This window comes from Skermania sp. ID1734 (assembly GCF_007489285.1).
Classification (GTDB): domain Bacteria; phylum Actinomycetota; class Actinomycetes; order Mycobacteriales; family Mycobacteriaceae; genus ID1734.
Genome location: NZ_VLIY01000018.1, coordinates 1 through 17,442, shown reverse-complemented (window position 1 = coordinate 17,442; position 17,442 = coordinate 1). Strand labels below are relative to the sequence as shown.

Annotated in this window: 16 protein-coding genes; 11 read left to right on the top strand and 5 right to left on the bottom strand. The window is 65.8% G+C overall.

All coding sequences use genetic code 11. The features are described 5' to 3' along the window. Window positions 1–66: 66 nt before the first annotated feature. Complete coding sequence (locus tag FOS14_RS20050) at window positions 67–1,101, top strand: AraC family transcriptional regulator (RefSeq protein WP_143772600.1); 1,035 nt, start codon at window positions 67–69, stop codon at window positions 1,099–1,101. Here the strand turns inward: FOS14_RS20050 and FOS14_RS20045 are convergent. Continuing rightward, window positions 1,082–1,612 (bottom strand): DUF4334 domain-containing protein, encoded by a 531-nt coding sequence (locus FOS14_RS20045; RefSeq protein ID WP_143772599.1) that lies wholly within the window; start codon window positions 1,610–1,612, stop codon window positions 1,082–1,084. The genes FOS14_RS20050 and FOS14_RS20045 overlap by 20 nt on opposite strands. A 94-nt stretch (window positions 1,613–1,706) precedes the next feature. On the opposite strand from FOS14_RS20045, the gene FOS14_RS20040 reads away from it, so the two are divergent. Beyond that, window positions 1,707–2,042 (top strand): hypothetical protein, encoded by a 336-nt coding sequence (locus tag FOS14_RS20040; protein ID WP_143772598.1) that lies wholly within the window; start codon window positions 1,707–1,709, stop codon window positions 2,040–2,042. Between the two features lie 96 nt (window positions 2,043–2,138). Here the strand turns inward: FOS14_RS20040 and FOS14_RS20035 are convergent, their stop codons facing one another. Then, window positions 2,139–3,884, bottom strand: a complete 1,746-nt coding sequence (locus FOS14_RS20035; RefSeq protein WP_143772597.1) for a glycoside hydrolase family 15 protein — start codon at window positions 3,882–3,884, stop codon at window positions 2,139–2,141. Between the two features lie 13 nt (window positions 3,885–3,897). Next, the gene (locus FOS14_RS20030; protein WP_143772596.1) at window positions 3,898–5,007 is read right to left on the bottom strand and encodes an enolase C-terminal domain-like protein; all 1,110 of its coding nucleotides are present in this window, start codon (window positions 5,005–5,007) and stop codon (window positions 3,898–3,900) included. A gap of 100 nt (window positions 5,008–5,107) precedes the next feature. Between FOS14_RS20030 and FOS14_RS20025 the strand changes: the two genes are divergently transcribed. After that, window positions 5,108–6,925, top strand: a complete 1,818-nt coding sequence (locus FOS14_RS20025) for a thiamine pyrophosphate-requiring protein (protein WP_143772595.1) — start codon at window positions 5,108–5,110, stop codon at window positions 6,923–6,925. Then, the gene (locus FOS14_RS20020) at window positions 6,922–10,029 is read left to right on the top strand and encodes an FAD-binding and (Fe-S)-binding domain-containing protein (protein ID WP_255450471.1); all 3,108 of its coding nucleotides are present in this window, start codon (window positions 6,922–6,924) and stop codon (window positions 10,027–10,029) included. Before FOS14_RS20025 ends, FOS14_RS20020 begins: the two co-directional genes overlap by 4 nt. Window positions 10,030–10,100: 71 nt before the next feature. Here FOS14_RS20020 and FOS14_RS20015 read toward each other — a convergent pair whose 3' ends face one another. Further along, on the bottom strand, window positions 10,101–11,381 hold the full coding sequence (locus tag FOS14_RS20015) for a family 1 glycosylhydrolase (RefSeq protein ID WP_143772594.1): 1,281 nt from the start codon (window positions 11,379–11,381) through the stop codon (window positions 10,101–10,103). 121 nt (window positions 11,382–11,502) lie between these two features. Between FOS14_RS20015 and ribD the strand changes: the two genes are divergently transcribed. From ribD to FOS14_RS19985, 7 genes are all read left to right on the top strand, one after another. Next, a complete protein-coding gene (gene ribD, locus FOS14_RS20010) occupies window positions 11,503–12,495 on the top strand; it encodes a bifunctional diaminohydroxyphosphoribosylaminopyrimidine deaminase/5-amino-6-(5-phosphoribosylamino)uracil reductase RibD (protein WP_143772677.1) in 993 nt (330 codons plus the stop codon). Window positions 12,496–12,502: 7 nt separating this feature from the next. Next, the gene (locus FOS14_RS20005) at window positions 12,503–13,147 is read left to right on the top strand and encodes a riboflavin synthase (RefSeq protein ID WP_143772593.1); all 645 of its coding nucleotides are present in this window, start codon (window positions 12,503–12,505) and stop codon (window positions 13,145–13,147) included. Window positions 13,148–13,192: 45 nt separating this feature from the next. Continuing rightward, complete coding sequence (locus FOS14_RS20000; RefSeq protein WP_143772592.1) at window positions 13,193–14,101, top strand: tyrosine-type recombinase/integrase; 909 nt, start codon at window positions 13,193–13,195, stop codon at window positions 14,099–14,101. A 504-nt stretch (window positions 14,102–14,605) separates the two neighbouring features. Next, window positions 14,606–14,911 carry a hypothetical protein gene (locus FOS14_RS19995; protein WP_255450470.1) on the top strand — a complete coding sequence of 102 codons (306 nt, stop codon included), beginning with the start codon at window positions 14,606–14,608 and terminating at the stop codon, window positions 14,909–14,911. Beyond that, a complete protein-coding gene (locus tag FOS14_RS25570) occupies window positions 14,908–15,189 on the top strand; it encodes a DUF6011 domain-containing protein (protein ID WP_221936746.1) in 282 nt (93 codons plus the stop codon). Before FOS14_RS19995 ends, FOS14_RS25570 begins: the two co-directional genes overlap by 4 nt. Further along, entirely contained in the window at window positions 15,186–15,677 is a 492-nt protein-coding gene (locus FOS14_RS19990) for a hypothetical protein (RefSeq protein ID WP_143772591.1), read from the top strand. The genes FOS14_RS25570 and FOS14_RS19990 overlap by 4 nt, the downstream gene beginning before the upstream one ends. Next, complete coding sequence (locus tag FOS14_RS19985) at window positions 15,674–16,894, top strand: AAA family ATPase (protein WP_185981857.1); 1,221 nt, start codon at window positions 15,674–15,676, stop codon at window positions 16,892–16,894. The genes FOS14_RS19990 and FOS14_RS19985 overlap by 4 nt, the downstream gene beginning before the upstream one ends. Window positions 16,895–17,194: 300 nt before the next feature. Here FOS14_RS19985 and FOS14_RS19980 read toward each other — a convergent pair. Further along, a partial coding sequence (locus FOS14_RS19980; protein WP_185981611.1) for a transposase occupies window positions 17,195–17,442 on the bottom strand: 248 nt, incomplete at its 5' end.

Below are 17,442 nucleotides of genomic sequence, written 5' to 3'. Positions count from 1 at the left end.
CCCGCCGCTAAAAAGGGGAGACGATCGCGGCCAGCAAAATTGATAATTCCGGCCATAATCGAGGGCATGTCCCTGTTCGCTGCCGCCTCCGCGCGTCACTGGGACTTTCCGCGGAACACCGCGAGCGTGATGCTGCTGGCCGATTACGCCGCCGAGAACGGCATGGACGTGGCCGAACTGATCGCCGGAACGGGCCTGCGACCCGCCGACCTCGGCGACCCGGCACGAACTATCAATGCCCGCCAAGAACTGGGCGTGGCCACCAACCTGGTCAACAAGCTCGGCAGCAACCCACAACTCGGGCTCGATGCCGGCGCGAGGTACCGAGTCGCCACCTTCGGCATCTTCGGCTATGCGTGCCTGACCAGCCCGACGCTAGGCGAGGCAACGCGGTTCGCGATGCGCTACTACGAGCTTTCGTTCGCGTTCTGTCTGCCCCAGGTCTTGGTCGAAGGCCATACGGCCACACTGCGTTTCGAGCTGCCGGACATATCCGGCCCAGTTGCGCGTTTTCTGGTCCAGCGTGACGTGGCCGCCATCGCGACGGTGATCGCGGATCTGCTGGGCCGTCCAGTCCCTTTCGACGAGGTCACCTTCACCTTCCCGGCCGAGGGCGCCGAGGGCGTCCATCCAGCCTTGGGCGTCGCGGCGACCTACGAGCAGCCGGAGAACACCGCGTCCTTCGATGCAGCGATGCTGGACCGGCGCCTGCCGCAGGCGAACCCGATCACGGTTGCCATGTGCGAGAGCCAGTGCCGCGCCCTGGTCAATCGGCACCGCGTTCGCATCGGCGTGGCCAGCCAGGTCCGCGAGCGCCTGGTCAGTCTCGACGGCCAACCGCGCACCATCACCACCGTTGCCCAGTCGCTGGCCATGAGCGAACGCACCCTGCGCCGACGGCTGACCGAGGAGCACGTGACCTTCCGCGAGCTGCTCGACGAGGTGCACTACGCGCTCGCGCAGGAAATGCTGGCCACCGGTGCGCTCAGCGTCGACGACGTCGCCGTCCGACTCGGCTACGCGGAGGCGTCGAGCTTCATCACGGCGTTCAAGCGGTGGTCGGGCACCACGCCCGCGCGATTCAGTCGCGGGCGAGGATGAAGAAGTAGGGCGCGTCCATGCCGCGCTGGTCCATGACGCCGAGCAGGGTGTCGTCATCGACGCGTCGGAAGATGTCGATGATCGGCAAGTGGTCGTAGACCATCGCCGCGGTTACCACCCCGCGATGTTCAAGATTGCGCAGCCGTGCCCGCGGCTTGCTGGTGCGCAATGCCGGTTCGACCAGGCCGAGAAACCGCTGGCCCTTCTCGACGAGCCCGGGGTCGAGCTTGTCGGCCAGCCCGAGTGGCACCTTGCGCGGATCGACCGCGAAGATCTTGTCACCCGCCGAAAACAGCAGTGGATGAACGGAATTCACGTCGTCGAACTGCTTGCCGTACCACCCGGAGGCGCTGAGCATGCCATCCATCGGGTGACCGGTGCGCAACTCGCGGCCTTTCCAGCGCCCGGTGATGTCCTCGGCCCGCACCGCAGGCAAGGAATCGAACAGGGCGAGCGCGTCCTCGGCAGTGCAGCCGGATTCGAGGTCGGCGAGATTCGTGTCTGCAGTCATAGCAGCGAACATACAACCGCGCCATTCACGCAGATTTTGTCGTGTCCCACGGTTACGGTAATTGGGCGAAGGCATCCACACCAGGAGTTGACCGATGGCCGTATACATCGCCGCCGAGGCGGATCCGAAACTTGCCGAGCGACTCTGGGGCCTTATCGAGCGCCTCCGGGAGGACCCGAAGTCGGTGCCGCGCAAAGAGGTGGTCGACGTGATCGTCGACCTGACCAAGGCGTCGTTCGATTACCACTTCGTGAGTCCACTCGATGATCTCGGCGTCGGTTTCACGACCAAGACGACCATCCAGGTGAGCTTGGCGTCGATGATGAAGATCTTGCGCGGTGTGGTCCAGAAGGTAGTCGGCTCCATGTCGGAGCAGGGCTACGGCAAGTTGGCCGACTACCTCGAGCGGGCGTACTTCGAACTCGAGTAGGCCGGTGCTGGCGCAATTTTTCCAACGAAAGTTGCCCGGATAGACGGATCCCGTCTGTTCGTCGAACTTTTGTCGGCGCAGTTGCGCCACCGACAACTATTGAGCGAGAGTGTGCGCGGACTCCAGCAGCAAGGCATGCACAAAGGCCTGCGGCAGGTTGCCGCGCAACTGCCGTTGGATCACGTCGAATTCCTCCGTGAACAGCCCGGGCGGGCCACACGCAGCACGGTTGCGCTCGAACCACCGCAACGCCTCGCGGTCGTTGCCTTGCTGATGCTCGGCGAGCGCCATGAAGAAACCACAGAGTAGAAAGGCGCCCTCGGCCTCCGACAGTGGCACATTTCCATGGCGGAATCGGTACAGGTAGCCGTCGCTGGCCAATTCCTGCCGGACCGCTTCCAGCGTGAGGCGACTGCGCGGATCCTGCGCCGGCAACGCACCACGGATAGCGGCCAGCAACAGCGAAGCGTCGACTCGCTCGTCGTCCTGCGCCCGTTGCCAGCGGCCCGACGGATGCAGGCAGCGTTTCGCAGTGTCGGCAACAAGCGTGTCGGCCAACTGATTCCAGCGTGCCGACTGCGCCGACGGCGCGGCGGTGCCGATCGCGCGCAAACCGGCCGCACAAATAAGCGTGGAATGGGCCCAGCGCCGGTTGTTCAACTCCCACAGACCTGCGTCCGGCTCGCGCCATCGCGCCTCGATCGCACTCACCGCCGCCTCGGCGGCACGCCAGTGGTCGCGCTCGAGTCGGTCAGCACGGGCGGCCGCGGCGAACAACAGCAACGCCTCACCGAAGGCGTCCAACTGAAACTGACTGTTGACCCAATTGCCGACGGTGACGGTGGCGCCCGGGTACCCCGGTAACGGAACCTTCGATTCGTCCGGGACCCGGTCGCCGCCGACGGTATAGGCCGGCATCAGCTTCGGGCCGTCGTCGAGGAGACGTTCGGAAATGAACCGAACCGCGCCGTCGAGGAGCGGGTATGCCGCGACGGCCGCGGCGGCTTGCCCGGTGTAGCACTGATCGCGAATCCAGGCGTACCGATAGTCGTAGTTGCGGCCCTCTTCGGCGCGTTCGGGCAGCGACGTGGTGGCCGCCGCCACCATGGCGCCGGTGCTGGCGCTGAGCCCGCGCAGCACCGCGAACCCGTGCCGCGCATCCCGCTCGGCCAGGGTTGTGCTCAAGGTCGGAACCTCACTGTCCCAGGCTTTTTCCGTGCGATTCCACAGCGAACCCGGGTCGGCCGGATCCGACGACAGCGGGCGGTCGCTGACTTCCAGGACAAGGTCGCGATGCTCGCCGGCGGGCACGTCGATATGGGTCTCGAGCCGCCCGGCCGTATGCCGTGGCCGCTCGACGCCGGTCCACCGCAGATACAGCGGCCCGCACCGCATGGTCCAGTGGCCATCCTCGTGGGAAAGCTTCGTCAGCCGGTGCTTGCCGAAGTCGGACTGCGGAGCGAGCAGCACGCGGACCCGGGCGTCGCCGTCGACGGCGAGGATGCGGCGCAGGATCACCGCGGTATGCGGATCCCCGGGAAAGGCCATGGCTTCCCGGCATTCGATGACACCGTCGCTGCTGATCCAGCGGCTGTGCCAGATGAGGCTGCCCTCCTCGTAGTAGCCGCCCCACACGAAACGTGGCGTGTCCGGCGTCACCACGTACACCCCGTCACCGCCGAGCAGCGAGGAGAACACGGCGCCGGAATCCCACGACGGCGCGCACATCCACGCCACATCCCCGCGCGGTCCGATCAGCGCGCCGCGCTCACCGTCGGCGATCAGGGCGTACTCGCGCAAGACATGCGGTGCCATCAGGTCTGCGTCATTCCTGTCGGCCATCAGATGCCCCTATTCACGCGACCCGGTACTGCTCGAGATCACCGGACTTGAGCGTCAGCCCGTGGCCCGGCGACCGGTGGTCTGGATACAGCACCCCGGATTTCGGACTGAGCACGCCGTCGAAAGCCATCCCCTCGATGCGGACGTGATCGTGGAAGTACTCGAGGTGTCGCAGATGCCAGATGGCGGTGCCGACGTGTGCGCTGATTTGTGGCGCGCAGTGCAACGACAGATCGATGGTCCGCGCGTCGCAAAGCGCTGCGACGCGCAACACTCCGGTGATCCCGAGCGCCCGGGTGACGTCCGCCTGCAGGCAGTCGACGGCGCCGGCCTCGAGCATCTGGTGGAAATAGGGCAGGTGATAGCCGTACTCGCCGGCAGCGATGTCGAGGCCCGGCGGGCCGAAGTCGACGAGTTGATGCAGGCCGGTGAGGTCGTCGGAGCTGACGGGCTCCTCGAACCAGACGATGCCGCTGTCGGCATACCGCTGCGCCCACAACCGTGCCTGCTTGCGCGTGTAGGCGCCGTTGGCGTCGACGAAGAGTTGCACGTCATCGCCGATGGCCTTGCGCGCCGCGTCGACACGTCCGGAATCGGCATCGGGATCACGACCGACCTTCATCTTCACCCGCGGGATCCCGGCCTCCGCCCAGCCGCTGAGTTGCGCGGCCAGCGTGGCGTTGTCGTAGGAGGTGAATCCGCCGCTGCCGTACACCGGGGTGCCGTCGTGCACGGCGCCGAGCGCCACGGTCAGCGGTTCGTCGAGCAGCCGCGCCCGCAGATCCCACAGCGCGATGTCGACGGCGGATATCGCGGTGGCGACCAAGCCCGGTTTGCCCAGATTGCGCACGGCGTGCTGCATCTTCGCCCAACGCGCCGCCGGAAACAGCGCGTCCTCGCCGGTGACTACACCAGCGAGCTTGCTGCTGATCACCGTTGCCGCGCCCGGCCCCGCGTAGGTGTAGCCGAGGCCCGTGCGGTCGCCGGCGTGTGCCGACACCACCACCATTGTCGTTGAGTCCCACGCCAGCGTCCCGTCGGATTCCGGTGCATCCGTGGGTATTTCGTACGCAGCGACGTCGAGAGATTCGATCGGAACCGGTTGGGTACTGCGAGTGGACATACCCGCTGTCTACCCGCGGATCCGGCCAGACATTCCTACCGTTTCTTCGGTCTTCGAGTGGGTAGGACTGTTCTGTTTAGTGTCTCGAAGGAGTTTGCGAATGCCCAAGACAGCCGACTTCATTTTGGAACGCCTCCGCCAGTGGGGAATCCACCGGATCTATGGATACCCGGGTGACGGCATCCTGTCGATGCTGGGTGCGCTCGACCGAGCCGGCGGCGACCCGGAGTTGATTCAGCCGCGCCACGAGGAAATGGGCGCATTCATGGCGACCGCCCACGCCAAGTTCACCGGCGGCATCGGCTGCTGCCTGGCCACGTCCGGCGGCGGCACCATTCACCTGTTGAACGGGCTCTACGACGCCAAGCTCGATCACCAGCCGGTGGTGGCGATCATCGGTCAGCAAAAGCGGATCTCGCTCGGCGCGGCCTTCCAGCAGGAGATCGACCCGAACACGCTGTACAAAGACGTGTCCTCGGACTTCGTGCAGACCTGCATGGTGCCTGCGCAAGCCCGGCAGCTGGTGGACCGCGCCTGCAAGGTGGCGCTAACCAACCGGACCGTCGCGACCATCATCCTGCCCGAGGACGTCGCTATGTCGCCGGCGGAAACCTCGCCGCCCCGCATGCACGGCGCGGTGTTCACGAGCGTCGGCTGGACCAAGCCGCGGATGATTCCGCCGGAGACGGAATTGCGCAAAGCAGCTGACATTCTCAACGAGGGCGAGCGGGTGGCCATGGTGATCGGCCAGGGCGCCGCCGACGCCAGCGATGAAGTGGTGCAGGTCGCGGAGTTGCTCGGCGCCGGCGTCGCGAAGTCGTCATTGGGACGGGCGGTGCTGCCCGACGATCTGCCGTTCGTGACGGGCCCGATCGGCTTGTTGGGTTCCACCTCCAGCGAGGCGATGATGTCGGACGCCGACACCCTGTTCTTCGTCGGCACCAGCTTCCCGTACGCGGAATGGCTCCCGAAGGAAGGCCAGTGCCGGGGCGTGGAGATCAACATCGACGGCCGCATGATCGGCACCCGCTACCCGATGGAAGCCAACCTGATCGGTGACTCGAAAGAGACGCTGCGCGAACTGATCCCGCTGTTGCAGCGCAAGGAAGACCGGTCCTGGCGCAAGAAGATCGAAAAAGAGGTGAACGAATGGTGGCGGGTGCTCGATGACCGCGCCCACGACAAGGCCGACCCGCTCAACCCGGAACTGGTGGTGCACGAACTGTCCAAGCGGCTGCCCGACAACGCCATTCTGACCACGGACGCGGGGTCGGTGGCCAACTGGTGGGCTCGGCACCTGCGGCTGCGCCAGGGCATGGCGGCCTCGCTCGCCGGCAACCTGGCCACCATGGGCCCCGGCACGCCGTACGCGATCAGCGCCAAGCTCGCTCATCCGGACCGGCCCGTGATTGCGATGGTCGGTGACGGTGTTTTCCAGATGAACGGCATGGCCGAAATGATCACGGTCAAGCGTTACCTGGACCGGCTCAGCAACGGCACGCCGCTGATCTTCTGCGTCTTCAACAACCAGGACCTCAACCAGGTCACCTGGGAGCAGCGCGCCATGGGCGGCGAACCGAAATTCGAGGGTTCCCAATATATTCCGGACGTGCCCTACGCCGAGTATGCGAAGCTGTTGGGCCTGACCGGTATCCGGTGCGACAGTCCCGACACCATTGGGGCCGCCTGGGACCAGGCGCTCGCCTCGAAGACACCGGTGGTGCTCGAAGTGGTTGTGGATGCCGATATTCCGCCCGTTCCGCCGCACATCAAGAAGATGCAGGCGAAGAAGACGGCCAAGGCGGTAATGAAAGATCCCGACCGCGCCAGCATCGTCCGCAAAGGCGCCAAGCAGAAGATGCACGAGTTCACCGAGTCGATCAAGTCGGCTACGTCACGCTCCGAGGACGAGGAGTGACGGCTACCGAGCGGGCCATCCCGGCCCGGGGAGATTTACGGTTCGCCAGCGGGATGGCGGCCGTCGAGAAGGTCAACGTTCTGGGGCTGGAGAAAGATCTACGCCGGCACGTCACTGGCGAGGTCCGCTTCGACGCGGGGACCCTCGCCATGTACGCCAACGACGCGTCGAACTTTCGGCAGGTGCCCATCGGGGTAGTGGTGCCCAAGACGCTCGATGATGTCGTGGAAACGATGAAGGCCTGTCATCGCTACCGGGCGCCGGTGCTGTGCCGCGGTGGTGGGACAAGTCTGTCCGGCGAAACCGTGAATGTCGCCGTGGTGATCGACTTTTCGAAGTATTTGACCAAGATCATCGACATCGATCCAGCAGCTCGCCTGGCCACCGTGGAAACCGGGGTCATCAACGAGCAACTGAACAAGGTCACCGGCAAGGACAACCTGGTGTTCGGCCCCGACCCGTCGTCGCATTCGCGGTGCACCATCGGGGGCAACATCGGCAACAACTCCTGTGGCGTGCACTCCATCCAGTCGCACCTGTACGGACCCGGTCCGCGCACGTCCGACAACACCCATGCCCTCGAGGTGGTGACCTACGACGGGCATCGGTTCTGGGTGGGTACCGACGAGGAATCGAAGCTCGACGCGATCATCGGTGCTGGCGGCCGTAAGGGTGAAATCTATGCGGCACTGCGCGATTTGCGCGACAAGTACGCCGACGACATACGCGCCGGTTACCCGTCGGTGGACCATTTGCCGCGTCGGGTGTCCGGTTACAACCTCGACGAGTTGCTGCCGGAGAAGGGATTCAATGTCGCACGGGCTCTCGTCGGCACCGAAAGCACGTGCGCAGTCGCGCTCACGGCGACCATGATGCTCACGCCCGCGATGCTGCATCGCACCCTCGTAGTGATTCAGTACGACACTCTCGGTGCCGCCGGTGATGCGGTCCCCGACATCATGAAGTGGCGCCCGATCGGGCTCGAGGCCGTGGATCACCTGCTGATCCACGACCAGCAACTGGTGAACCTCAACGCCACCGGCATCGACGAACTGCCGCGCAATGACAGTGAAGGCGCCTGGCTGATGGTCCAATTCGGCGCCGATGACAGGCAGGAATCGCTGAAGCAAGCGCAGCAGTTCGTGGACTGGTTGCAGGGCAAAAAGAAATACGAGTCCGACCGCATTGCGTTGTCACGCAGCAAGCAGGACGGCGGGAACAGCGAAGACCTCTGGGCGATTCGCGAAAGTGGTCTCGGCTCAACGGCCTTTCCCGCCGACAGCGGTGATCACTGGCCGGGCTGGGAGGATTCGGCGGTGCCGCCCGAACGCGTCGGCGACTATGTGCGGGATTTGCAGCAGCTGTATTCCGCCCACGGGCTGCGCGGCGCCATGTATGGGCATCTCGGACAGGGCTGCATCCATTCGCGCATCAGCTTCGACCTGCGTCATGCGGATGGGTTGCGGACCTATCGGCGGTTCCTCGAAGCGGCCGGGGACCTGGTCGCCTCCTATGGCGGGTCGATGTCGGGCGAGCACGGAGACGGCCAGCAGCGCGCCGAACTGCTCGGCAAGCAGTACAGTCCCCGGCTGCTGCAAGCGATGCGGGAATTCAAGGCGATCTGGGATCCGGATTGGAAGATGAACCCGGGCAAGGTGATAGACCCGTATCGCTTCGACGAGAACCTCAAGCTCGGCACCGACTACAACCCGGCTCGTCCGGCGGTCACCTTCGCCTACCCCGACGACGACAACGACTTCGCCCATGCCACGCTGCGCTGTGTCGGGGTGGGGAAATGCCGCGTGCCGGAAGCGGAATCGACGATGTGCCCGAGCTATCAGGTGACCAGGGAAGAGAAGCACTCCACGCGGGGGCGGGCGCGGCTGCTATTCGAGATGCTGCGCGGCGAGGTCATCACCGACGGCTGGCAATCGAGTGAGGTGGCCGACGCGCTGGATCTGTGTCTGGCGTGTAAGGGCTGCACGAGCGACTGCCCCGTGCACGTCGACATCCCGACCTACAAGTCGGAGTTCCTGCACCACCACTACCGATCGTGGCGGCGGTGGCGACCCCGGTACGCCTACGCGTTCGGGTTCATCGACCAGGCCGCGCGGCTGGCAAGCGCTATGCCGGAGCTGGCCAACTTCGCCACCCAGACCCCCGGTTTGGCCCGGCTGGCGAAGGCTGTCGCGGGGATCGACCGTAAACGGCCGCTGCCAACCTTTGCGCCGATGACGTTGCAGCAGTGGTTCCGTCAGCGTGGGGGCACTCGGAATCCACACGGGCGGAAGGTGGTCGTCTTCCCGGACACCTTCAACAACCGGTTGCACACCAAGGTCGGTGTGGCCTGCGTCGAAGCGATCGAGGCGGCGGGCTGGCAGGTGGTGATGCCCACCGGGCACATCTGCTGTGGGCGACCGCTCTACGACTACGGTTTCCTCGACGTCGCCCGCCGCTACCTGCGCGACGTGCTCGACCAGTTGCGCGACGAGGTCCGGGCGGGCACCCCGATCGTGGGATTGGAGCCGAGTTGCCTGGCGGTGTTCAAGGACGAGTTGCCCAAGATACTGCCGCACGACGACGACGCGGACCGGTTGACCCGAAACGCCTACCACTTTGCTGAGTTCTTCCAGACGTTCGGCATCGAGCCGCCGAAAATGCCTGGCCGTAAGGCGCTCTTGTGGGGACACTGTCACCAGCGGGCAACCGGTGGCGTCGACGCGGATCAAAGCGTGCTCGAACAGATGGGCGTCGAGGTGCAGTCGGTCCAGGGCGGCTGTTGCGGGCTGGCCGGGTCGTGGGGTTTCGAGGGCGGCAAGTACGACATCTCCATGGAGTGCGGTGAGCAGGCCCTGCTGCCGGCAATTCGTGATGCGGAGGCCGGCACCCTCGTCGTCGCCGACGGGTTCTCCTGCAAGACGCAGATCTCCGATTCGGGTGTCGGCGTCACCGCGCTGCACCTCGGGGAGGTGATGCGGATGGCGCTCGATGCGCATCCCGGTCGGCCAGAGCCGCCCTTGGCCCGCAAGGCGATTCGCACCGCCGCGCCGATCCTTGTCGGAGTCGCCGGTGCTGCGGCGGTGGGCTGGGGCGTGCGCCGCTGACCGATTCGCTCCCCGTCAATACACCTCGCGTCCCGTGACCGGGCCGCGAAATGTGCGGACGGGGAGCGAAGTCACCGCGGCACCGGTGTCAAGCAACTCGACGGCGGATCGACCATCGAGCAGAACGCGGGCGGTCGGGTCGGGCGATAGTCGGCGGACACGCCGCCGTGCGCGGTGATGTCTCGGTACGCAGCGACAGCATCGGTGGGCCGGCGGCGCAGCGTCGGGTCGGTCAGGACGTCGACCGTGTAAAGGCCGAACCGCGGTGTATAGCTACCCCATTCGAAGTTGTCGGTGAGGCTCCAGTAGTTGTAGCCGATCACGTTCATGCCGTCCGCCTTGGCGCGCTGTAACCAGTAGACGGTGTCGCGCAGGTCGTCGGCGCGGTCATAGCCGTCGGTGCGCGGCCGACCATTGTCGGTGGGCATCCCGTTCTCGACCACATACAGCGGCTTGCCCGGAAACTTGCGGGCGTAGTAGCGCAAGGCGTAATACATGCCGTCCGGTTCGAGCGGCTGGCTGAGCAGATCGGCGGAGGCGACCGGTGGATGCTGCAGCGACGAGCCGTAGTAATAGTCGAGACCCACGTAATCCATTCGCACGCTGATCCGGTCCTCGATCGGAATGTCGGCCAGCACGTTCACGCCAGTCGCATACGCCGAATTGCTGGTCACCATGGCACCTGGCTGTCGGGAGTGGATGTAGTCGTAGATACTGTTGTGGGCCTGGATAATTCGATCGGCCATCGCTGGCGCGTCGGCTGCGCCGATGTCGCCGAGCCGAAGTTCGTTGACGATATAGAACGCCGGTTCGTTGAACGTCACCCACAGCGGCTGGTACCGGGCGTAGCGGTCCACCACCCGCCGGGCGTTGGCCAGCCAGTCCGTCACTATGTTCGCGTTACGCCAGCCGCCGCGGTCGAGTTCCCAACCAGGAAAGACCCAGTGATCGAGGGTGAGCATCGGCCGCATCCCGGCGTCGTGGATGGCGGCAATGACGTTGTCGTAGAAGGCGAAGTCGGCGTCTTGCCAGGTCCCGGCCTGCGGCTGCACCCGCGCCCATTCGACGCTGATCCGGTAGACGTTCGCCCCCATCGACTTTGCCCGTGTGATGTCGTCGCGGTAGCGATGCAGGAAGTCGACCGAATTGAGGTAGGGATCCTGGGTGTGGCCCGAATCGACGTAGCGGCGCCAATTGCTGTCGGGGGCAAAGCCTTCGGATTGGTAGCCGGACGAGGCGACGCCCCAGTAGAAGCCGGCCCCCACGGGCGTTACCTCGCGGGGCGGGGCGGCGGCGGCGGTTGCCGGGCACAGCAATCCGATCAGACCGACAAAAGCGAGCAGGACGCGCATCCGACAACGTAAACACCGAAGCGTTTGCGGTGTCCAGTGCGTCGGCGCTCGCGTCTTTGCCCCGGTACCCGCCCACTAGACTCACGACGTGCCGATACCCGCCGTCGTCCTCGACGCCGCGATGAATGCTGCCATCGCGGCGGCTGAGAGCGTGCGCGGCACGACGTACCCGAACCCGCCGGTCGGCGCGGTGATCCTCGATGCTGCGGGCGAGGTCGCAGGAGTGGGCGCGACCCAGCCGCCGGGCGGCCCGCACGCCGAGGTCATGGCGTTGCGCCACGCGGGGGAGCGGGCGCGCGGCGGAACCGCCGTCGTCACGCTCGAGCCGTGCAACCACCACGGGCGCACCCCGCCCTGCACGGAGGCGCTCCTGACGGCGGGGATTGTCGCCGTTCACTTCGCCGTCGAGGACCCACACCCGCAGGCGGCGGGCGGCGCAAAGCGGTTGGCAGCGGCGGGAATTCACGTGCAGTCCGGCCTGGGTGCCGATGCGGTGGCGCGTGGCCCCTTGCGCGCCTGGCTGTTCAAACAACGCAACGGGCGTCCGCACATCACCTGGAAGTTCGCGGCCAGCCTCGACGGGCGCTCGGCGGCCGAAGACGGTTCGAGTCAATGGATTACCGGCCACCAGGCGCGGGCTCATGTGCATGCCGAACGTGCCAAACTCGACGCCGTGATCGTCGGAACGGGCACGGTGCTCACCGACGATCCTTGGCTGACGGCTCGGTTGCCCGATGGGGAGCTGGCCCCGCATCAGCCGACCCGGGTAGTGGTGGGCTTTCGTGAATTACCCCGCACCGCGCGGATACTCGATGAGTCCGCGCCCACGCTCCACCTACGGACGCACAGCACCGCGGACGTGCTGGACGCGCTGCGCGAGCACACCGACGTCCTGCTCGAGGGCGGCCCGCAGTTGGCTGGCGCGTTTCTGCGGGCCGAGCTGGTCGACCGCATCACCGCATACCTGGCACCCGTGCTGCTCGGCGACGGACCGGCCGCGGTCATCGGCGCCGGCGTGCAGAACATCGCCCAGGCGCATCGGTTCCGGCGTGACGCCACCACCGAACTCGGACCCGACCTGATGCTCAGCCTCGTACCCGAGAAGGAAAGGTAACGCAGCAGTGTTCACCGGCATAGTGGAAGAGCTCGGCGAGGTCATCGCCAAGGAAGATCTCGCCGACGCCGCGCGCTTCACGGTGCGCGGACCACTCGTCACGTCCGACGCCAACCACGGCGACTCGATCGCCGTCAACGGCGTCTGCCTCACGGTGGTCGACGTGCTGGCCGACGGCTCGTTCACGGCCGACGTCATGCAAGAGACGCTGAACCGGTCCAGTCTCGGACAATTGGTAGTCGGTGGCCGGGTCAACCTGGAACGGGCGGCCGCGCTCAACAGCCGGCTCGGCGGCCACCTGGTGCAAGGCCACGTCGATGGGACGGGACGGATCCTGTCGCGGACGCCCTCGGAGAACTGGGAAGTGGTGCGGATCTCACTGCCCGCCCAGTTGGCGCGCTACGTCGTCGAGAAGGGTTCGATCACCGTCGACGGCATCTCGCTGACGGTCTCTGCGCTTGGTGAAGAGGCAGGTAGCGGCGATTTCTTCGAGGTTTCGCTCATTCCCACGACGCGCGAGCTCACCACGTTGGGCACGGCGCGGGTGGGGACCTCGGTCAACTTGGAAGTCGATGTGATCGCCAAATATGTCGAACGGCTCTCAGGGTCCTATCGTGGGTTTGACCTGCCGAAACATGGTTCCGACGACTGACACTATACATGCACAGCGCTCGCGGTCGAGATAACATCCACCGTTGTGGCGGAAAAAACTTGTTCCGATCCAGACCTCGCGGGATTGCTGAGCAGCTTCGTTCTCGCGTTGCGCGCCGAACGCAAGAGCCCCAAGACGATCGAGAGCTATCTGATCGGTGTGCGGCTGTTCCTGACGTGGTGTGCCGACACCGGCCACCCCGCGGTGCTGGACAAACCGACGGTCCGCGGGTTTCTGGTGCATCTGGACGAAGACCTCGACCAGGCCGATGCCACCCTCATGGCCCGGTTCCGGGCGTTGCGCGCGTACGCCAAATGGCTCGTCGCCGAGGACGAACTCGACGCTGACCCGCTGGCTTCGATGAAACCGCCCAAGCTGGAGCAGAAGGTGCGGCCCCCGCTGACCGAGGACGAACTCAAGGCACTCATCAAGGCGTGCAACGGAAAACGGTTCGTCGACCGCCGCGACGAGGCCCTCGTACGCTTGCTCGCCGAAACCGGGTTGCGCGCCGGGGAAGCGCTCGCGGTGGAACTGTCCGGCGTGGACCTCGTCCGGGGAACCGTGATCGTCATGGGCAAGGGAGGCCGCGGGCGCGTCGTCGGCTACGGCCCCAACACAGCCGTCGCGCTGGACCGTTACATGCGCATGCGGCGCGCCCACCGTCACGCCGACCGCCCGCAACTGTGGCTCGGTGGGCTGTCGCAGGGATTCACCTACCAGGCGCTGCACAAGACGCTGCAGGCCCGCGCCGCCGCTGCCGGCATCGCCGACTTCCACTCCCACCGTCTGCGCCGCACCGCCGCCACCCGCTGGCTCAAAGCCGGTGGTTCCGAGCAGGGGCTTATGGCGATGGCCGGATGGAAAACGCGAGCCATGCTCGACCGCTACACCGAATACACCGCGCAAGACCGGGCGCTGGAAGAGGCCCGCGCGTTGAACTTGGGGGACTTGTGAGTTCGGATGAAGTCGACCGCGACGGAATCGAGCGGCTGCCGATTCGCGAGGCTGCTCGATCGGAGTGGGTGGACATGTCGTGCACCGGCAAGGGCACTCACCGGAAACTACGTATGGGCCAGTTTCGCAAGGGGCAGCTGGTGGCTGTCGGAGAGCACCTGGACGATGAGTCTCCGACGCATGACGCGATTGTGTGGGAGCCCTACACGGCATGGGTCGCAGGCTCAAACTCGGTCCCGCTGGGCGATAAGAACGTATTCAGATGCCGACGTTGCGGCCGTGAAACGAGGATGAGCCGCCAAACGTTAGCGAAGCTGCTCGAGGGCTGCGCCGAACGCGGGATGCACGTGGTTGACGTGTCGCTGCTGCCGTTCTGAAACGCTGTGCTTTAGGGTCGGTTACCGACAGTATTTATGAGTGTCCGGGCGGAGCCGGTCGGTCATCACGCTCCGTATAAGTCCCGCTCTCCGGTGGGCTTGATTTCGCCCTACCCGGAGAAGAGCCGTGTCACTCACCGCGTCCCAGCGCACCCTGCGAGCCCAAATAGCTGCCCATGATTCCTGGGCGAAAACCGTCGACCGTTCTGCGCGTACCGCCAACGCCCGTAAGGCCGCGCTGGACCGCTTCGAGCAGCAGGTCGACCCGGACGGCATCCTTGACCCCGCCGAACGCGCCAAGCGTGCCGAGCACGCCCGTAAAGCGTATTTCGCCCGACTGGCGTTGAAGTCAGCGCAGGCGCGCCGCATTCGCAAGGCCAACTCCGACACGCGACGCAACGGCGGCTTGCAGACTGGCGGTGACGCCGCGTGACCGAAATAAGAAACCGCCCCAGCCGGCGAACTGGGGCGGCCCGAGACGATCACCAGGCAACGGGATCTGCCGTTGAGTCTAGCGGCCACGCCATCGACGGCACCGAAGGCGCGACGCCCACGCCGCAAGCCGCGGCATCTGTCGCCCGGCGTGACCCCTGCACGTGTGCGGCTGTGCGGTGCCGGATCTGTGGTCGCGAGCTCACAGCTCGTAAATCCGTTGCCCGCCATGTCGGTCCACGCTGCGCCGCTCACGTCGAGGCGGTGACTCACCGATGACCGCGCATCGTCCGATCGGCAAGCAGAATCCCAGCGCCGAGATGCTGCTGGTCGGCGGCGTCCTGCACGCCACCATCGACCAGGCCCGCGCGGCGCTCAAAGCGGCGCACGCCAGCGACGTTGCCGATCCCTGGTTGCGTCGACTGCTCGAGGCGGCCGGCACGCTGGCGACCGCCGGCGTCGTCGGCCCGGCGCTCGTCGCTGACCAGCTGCTCGCCGACGGCGCATTAGCCGGCGACCGCGGCAAGCTGCTGGCGAAAAAGCTCACAGACGCAGCAACCAGCGGCGCAGATCCGCTGATGCTGCGTCAGTACGCGACTGCTGTTGTGGCGCAATCATATCGGCGCCGAATTACCGCGCTGGCCGAAGGACTCACGGCCGCGGATGAGATGCCCGAGCGCGACCTGTGGCCCTACGTGCGCGACCACACGCAAGCGATCGGTGAACACTGGAAACGGCTTGCCTGTCTGCGAGGCGATGCCGAGTGATCGAGTACGGAACCGACTACAGCACAATCGAAGACGCTGCAATCAACGGCGCCGACCCCTACGCCGATGTTCCGCTGCCGACGTTGCCCGACGACTCGACAGCGGCCCGGTTCGAGGCAGAAGTCGACCGGCACCTACTCGCCAAACGCGCTCGCGCCGAGGCGGACAAACGCTGGAGCGAAGAACAGCGCCAGGCGGTCGAGCTGCCAGCCTTCGCGCGGCTCGACCGGTTCCTCGATGAACCCGACGAGCTGGTGCGGTATCGCGTCGACCAGTTGCAAGCGGTCGATGCGCGCGTAATCGTTGCAGCCCAATACAAGTCCGGGAAAACCACTGTCATCGGCAACCTGATTCGGTGCCTCGTCGACGGCGACCCGTTCCTCGGCAAGTTCCCCGTCGAAACAGTCGGTCGCGTCGCATTGCTCGATGACGAGCTGAGTCCGCGGGATCTACGTCGATGGCTCAGGGATCAGGGCGTCGTCAACGCCGGCCGGGTCCACGTGTGTTCGCTGCGAGGCAAGGTTTCAGCGTTCGACATTCTCAACGCCGAAACACGCGCCCAGTGGGCCGCTGCGCTCACCGGAACCAATTACCTGATCTTGGACTGCCTCCGGCCCGTTCTGGACGCTCTAGGGCTCGATGAGCGCCGCGACGCGGGCCGGTTCCTCGTTGCGTTCGATGAACTTTTGAACGATGCGGGAATCGGTGAGGCCGCGGTGGTGCATCACATGGGTCACGGTGGCGAACGCTCCCGCGGCGATTCGCGGCTGCTGGACTGGCCCGACGCGAACTGGAAACTCGTTCGCGAAGATCCCGACCGCGAAGGATCGCCCCGGTACTTCTCGGCGTTCGGCCGAGATGTGTCGGTTGCCGAAGGCCGGCTCGAATACGAGCAGAGCAGCCGCCGGCTCACATACGCGTCGGGTAACCGAACCGATCAGGCAGCCGAGGACGCTCTCGTCGATGTGGTCAAGACGCTCATCGGCACCGAGCCGATGTCCGGCCGTCAGGTCGAGGAGTCGCTGACCGATACACCGCATCCGCGCAAGGCGGTGCGGTCGGGATTGAAGCTCGCGATCGGTCGCGGACTTGTTGCCGTCGATACCGGACCACGCGGTGCCAAGCTGCATCGGATCGCGTCACCGTGCCGTGTGTGTGGCGGGCCGCTGATCGGTACCGAGGGCGCTCACTTGGAGTGCCGTGGCGGTGGCGAGTGAGTACCACCGATCACCTAGTGCGCCACTGCGCCGGACTGCGCCGCCAGTGCGCCGGGCGCGGTCGTGATTTGAGTGCGCCAGTGCGCCAGCGCGCTTATAGAAGCGCGCGCAGTGGCGCACTCAATCACACGCCCGTTCCGACGCCTCCCGGCGACCTCGCCGCGCGGCGCACTGAAAGACACCCAAACCGCTCAAGGAAAGAAGCCCGCAATTGAACACGGTTGATCAGATCCGCCAGGCCCGCGACGAGGGTCAAGCCCCTAGAAGTGGTGTAACTGAATTGTGATCCTTCGTTGGTGATCAGGCGGGTAGTTGCATCAGTGCATCAGTGGTCACCTCCGTCTGCGAGCTGGTGTCGGTGTCGGTGGTCAGGGTGAGTCGGCAGCGGCCCAGGACTTCGAGTCCGAGGTATCGGCGTCCTTCGGCCCATTCGTCGGTCTGCTCGGCAAGGACGGCGCCGATGAGGCGGACGATGGCATCTCGGTTGGGGAAGATGCCCACGACGTCGGTGCGGCGGCGGATCTCTCGGTTGAGCCGCTCGGTGGGGT

Bases quoted from the DNA above. Each gene is read 5' to 3' on its own strand.
- FOS14_RS20035 (WP_143772597.1), bottom strand. From the start codon at position 3,884: ATGGCCGACAGGAATGACGCAGACCTGATGGCACCGCATGTCTTGCGC.
- FOS14_RS20050 (WP_143772600.1), top strand. From the start codon at position 67: ATGTCCCTGTTCGCTGCCGCCTCCGCGCGTCACTGGGACTTTCCGCGG.
- FOS14_RS20040 (WP_143772598.1), top strand. From the start codon at position 1,707: ATGGCCGTATACATCGCCGCCGAGGCGGATCCGAAACTTGCCGAGCGA.
- FOS14_RS19990 (WP_143772591.1), top strand. From the start codon at position 15,186: ATGACCGCGCATCGTCCGATCGGCAAGCAGAATCCCAGCGCCGAGATG.
- FOS14_RS20030 (WP_143772596.1), bottom strand. From the start codon at position 5,007: ATGTCCACTCGCAGTACCCAACCGGTTCCGATCGAATCTCTCGACGTC.
- FOS14_RS20045 (WP_143772599.1), bottom strand. From the start codon at position 1,612: ATGACTGCAGACACGAATCTCGCCGACCTCGAATCCGGCTGCACTGCC.
- FOS14_RS20015 (WP_143772594.1), bottom strand. From the start codon at position 11,381: ATGCGCGTCCTGCTCGCTTTTGTCGGTCTGATCGGATTGCTGTGCCCG.
- ribD (WP_143772677.1), top strand. From the start codon at position 11,503: ATGAATGCTGCCATCGCGGCGGCTGAGAGCGTGCGCGGCACGACGTAC.
- FOS14_RS20025 (WP_143772595.1), top strand. From the start codon at position 5,108: ATGCCCAAGACAGCCGACTTCATTTTGGAACGCCTCCGCCAGTGGGGA.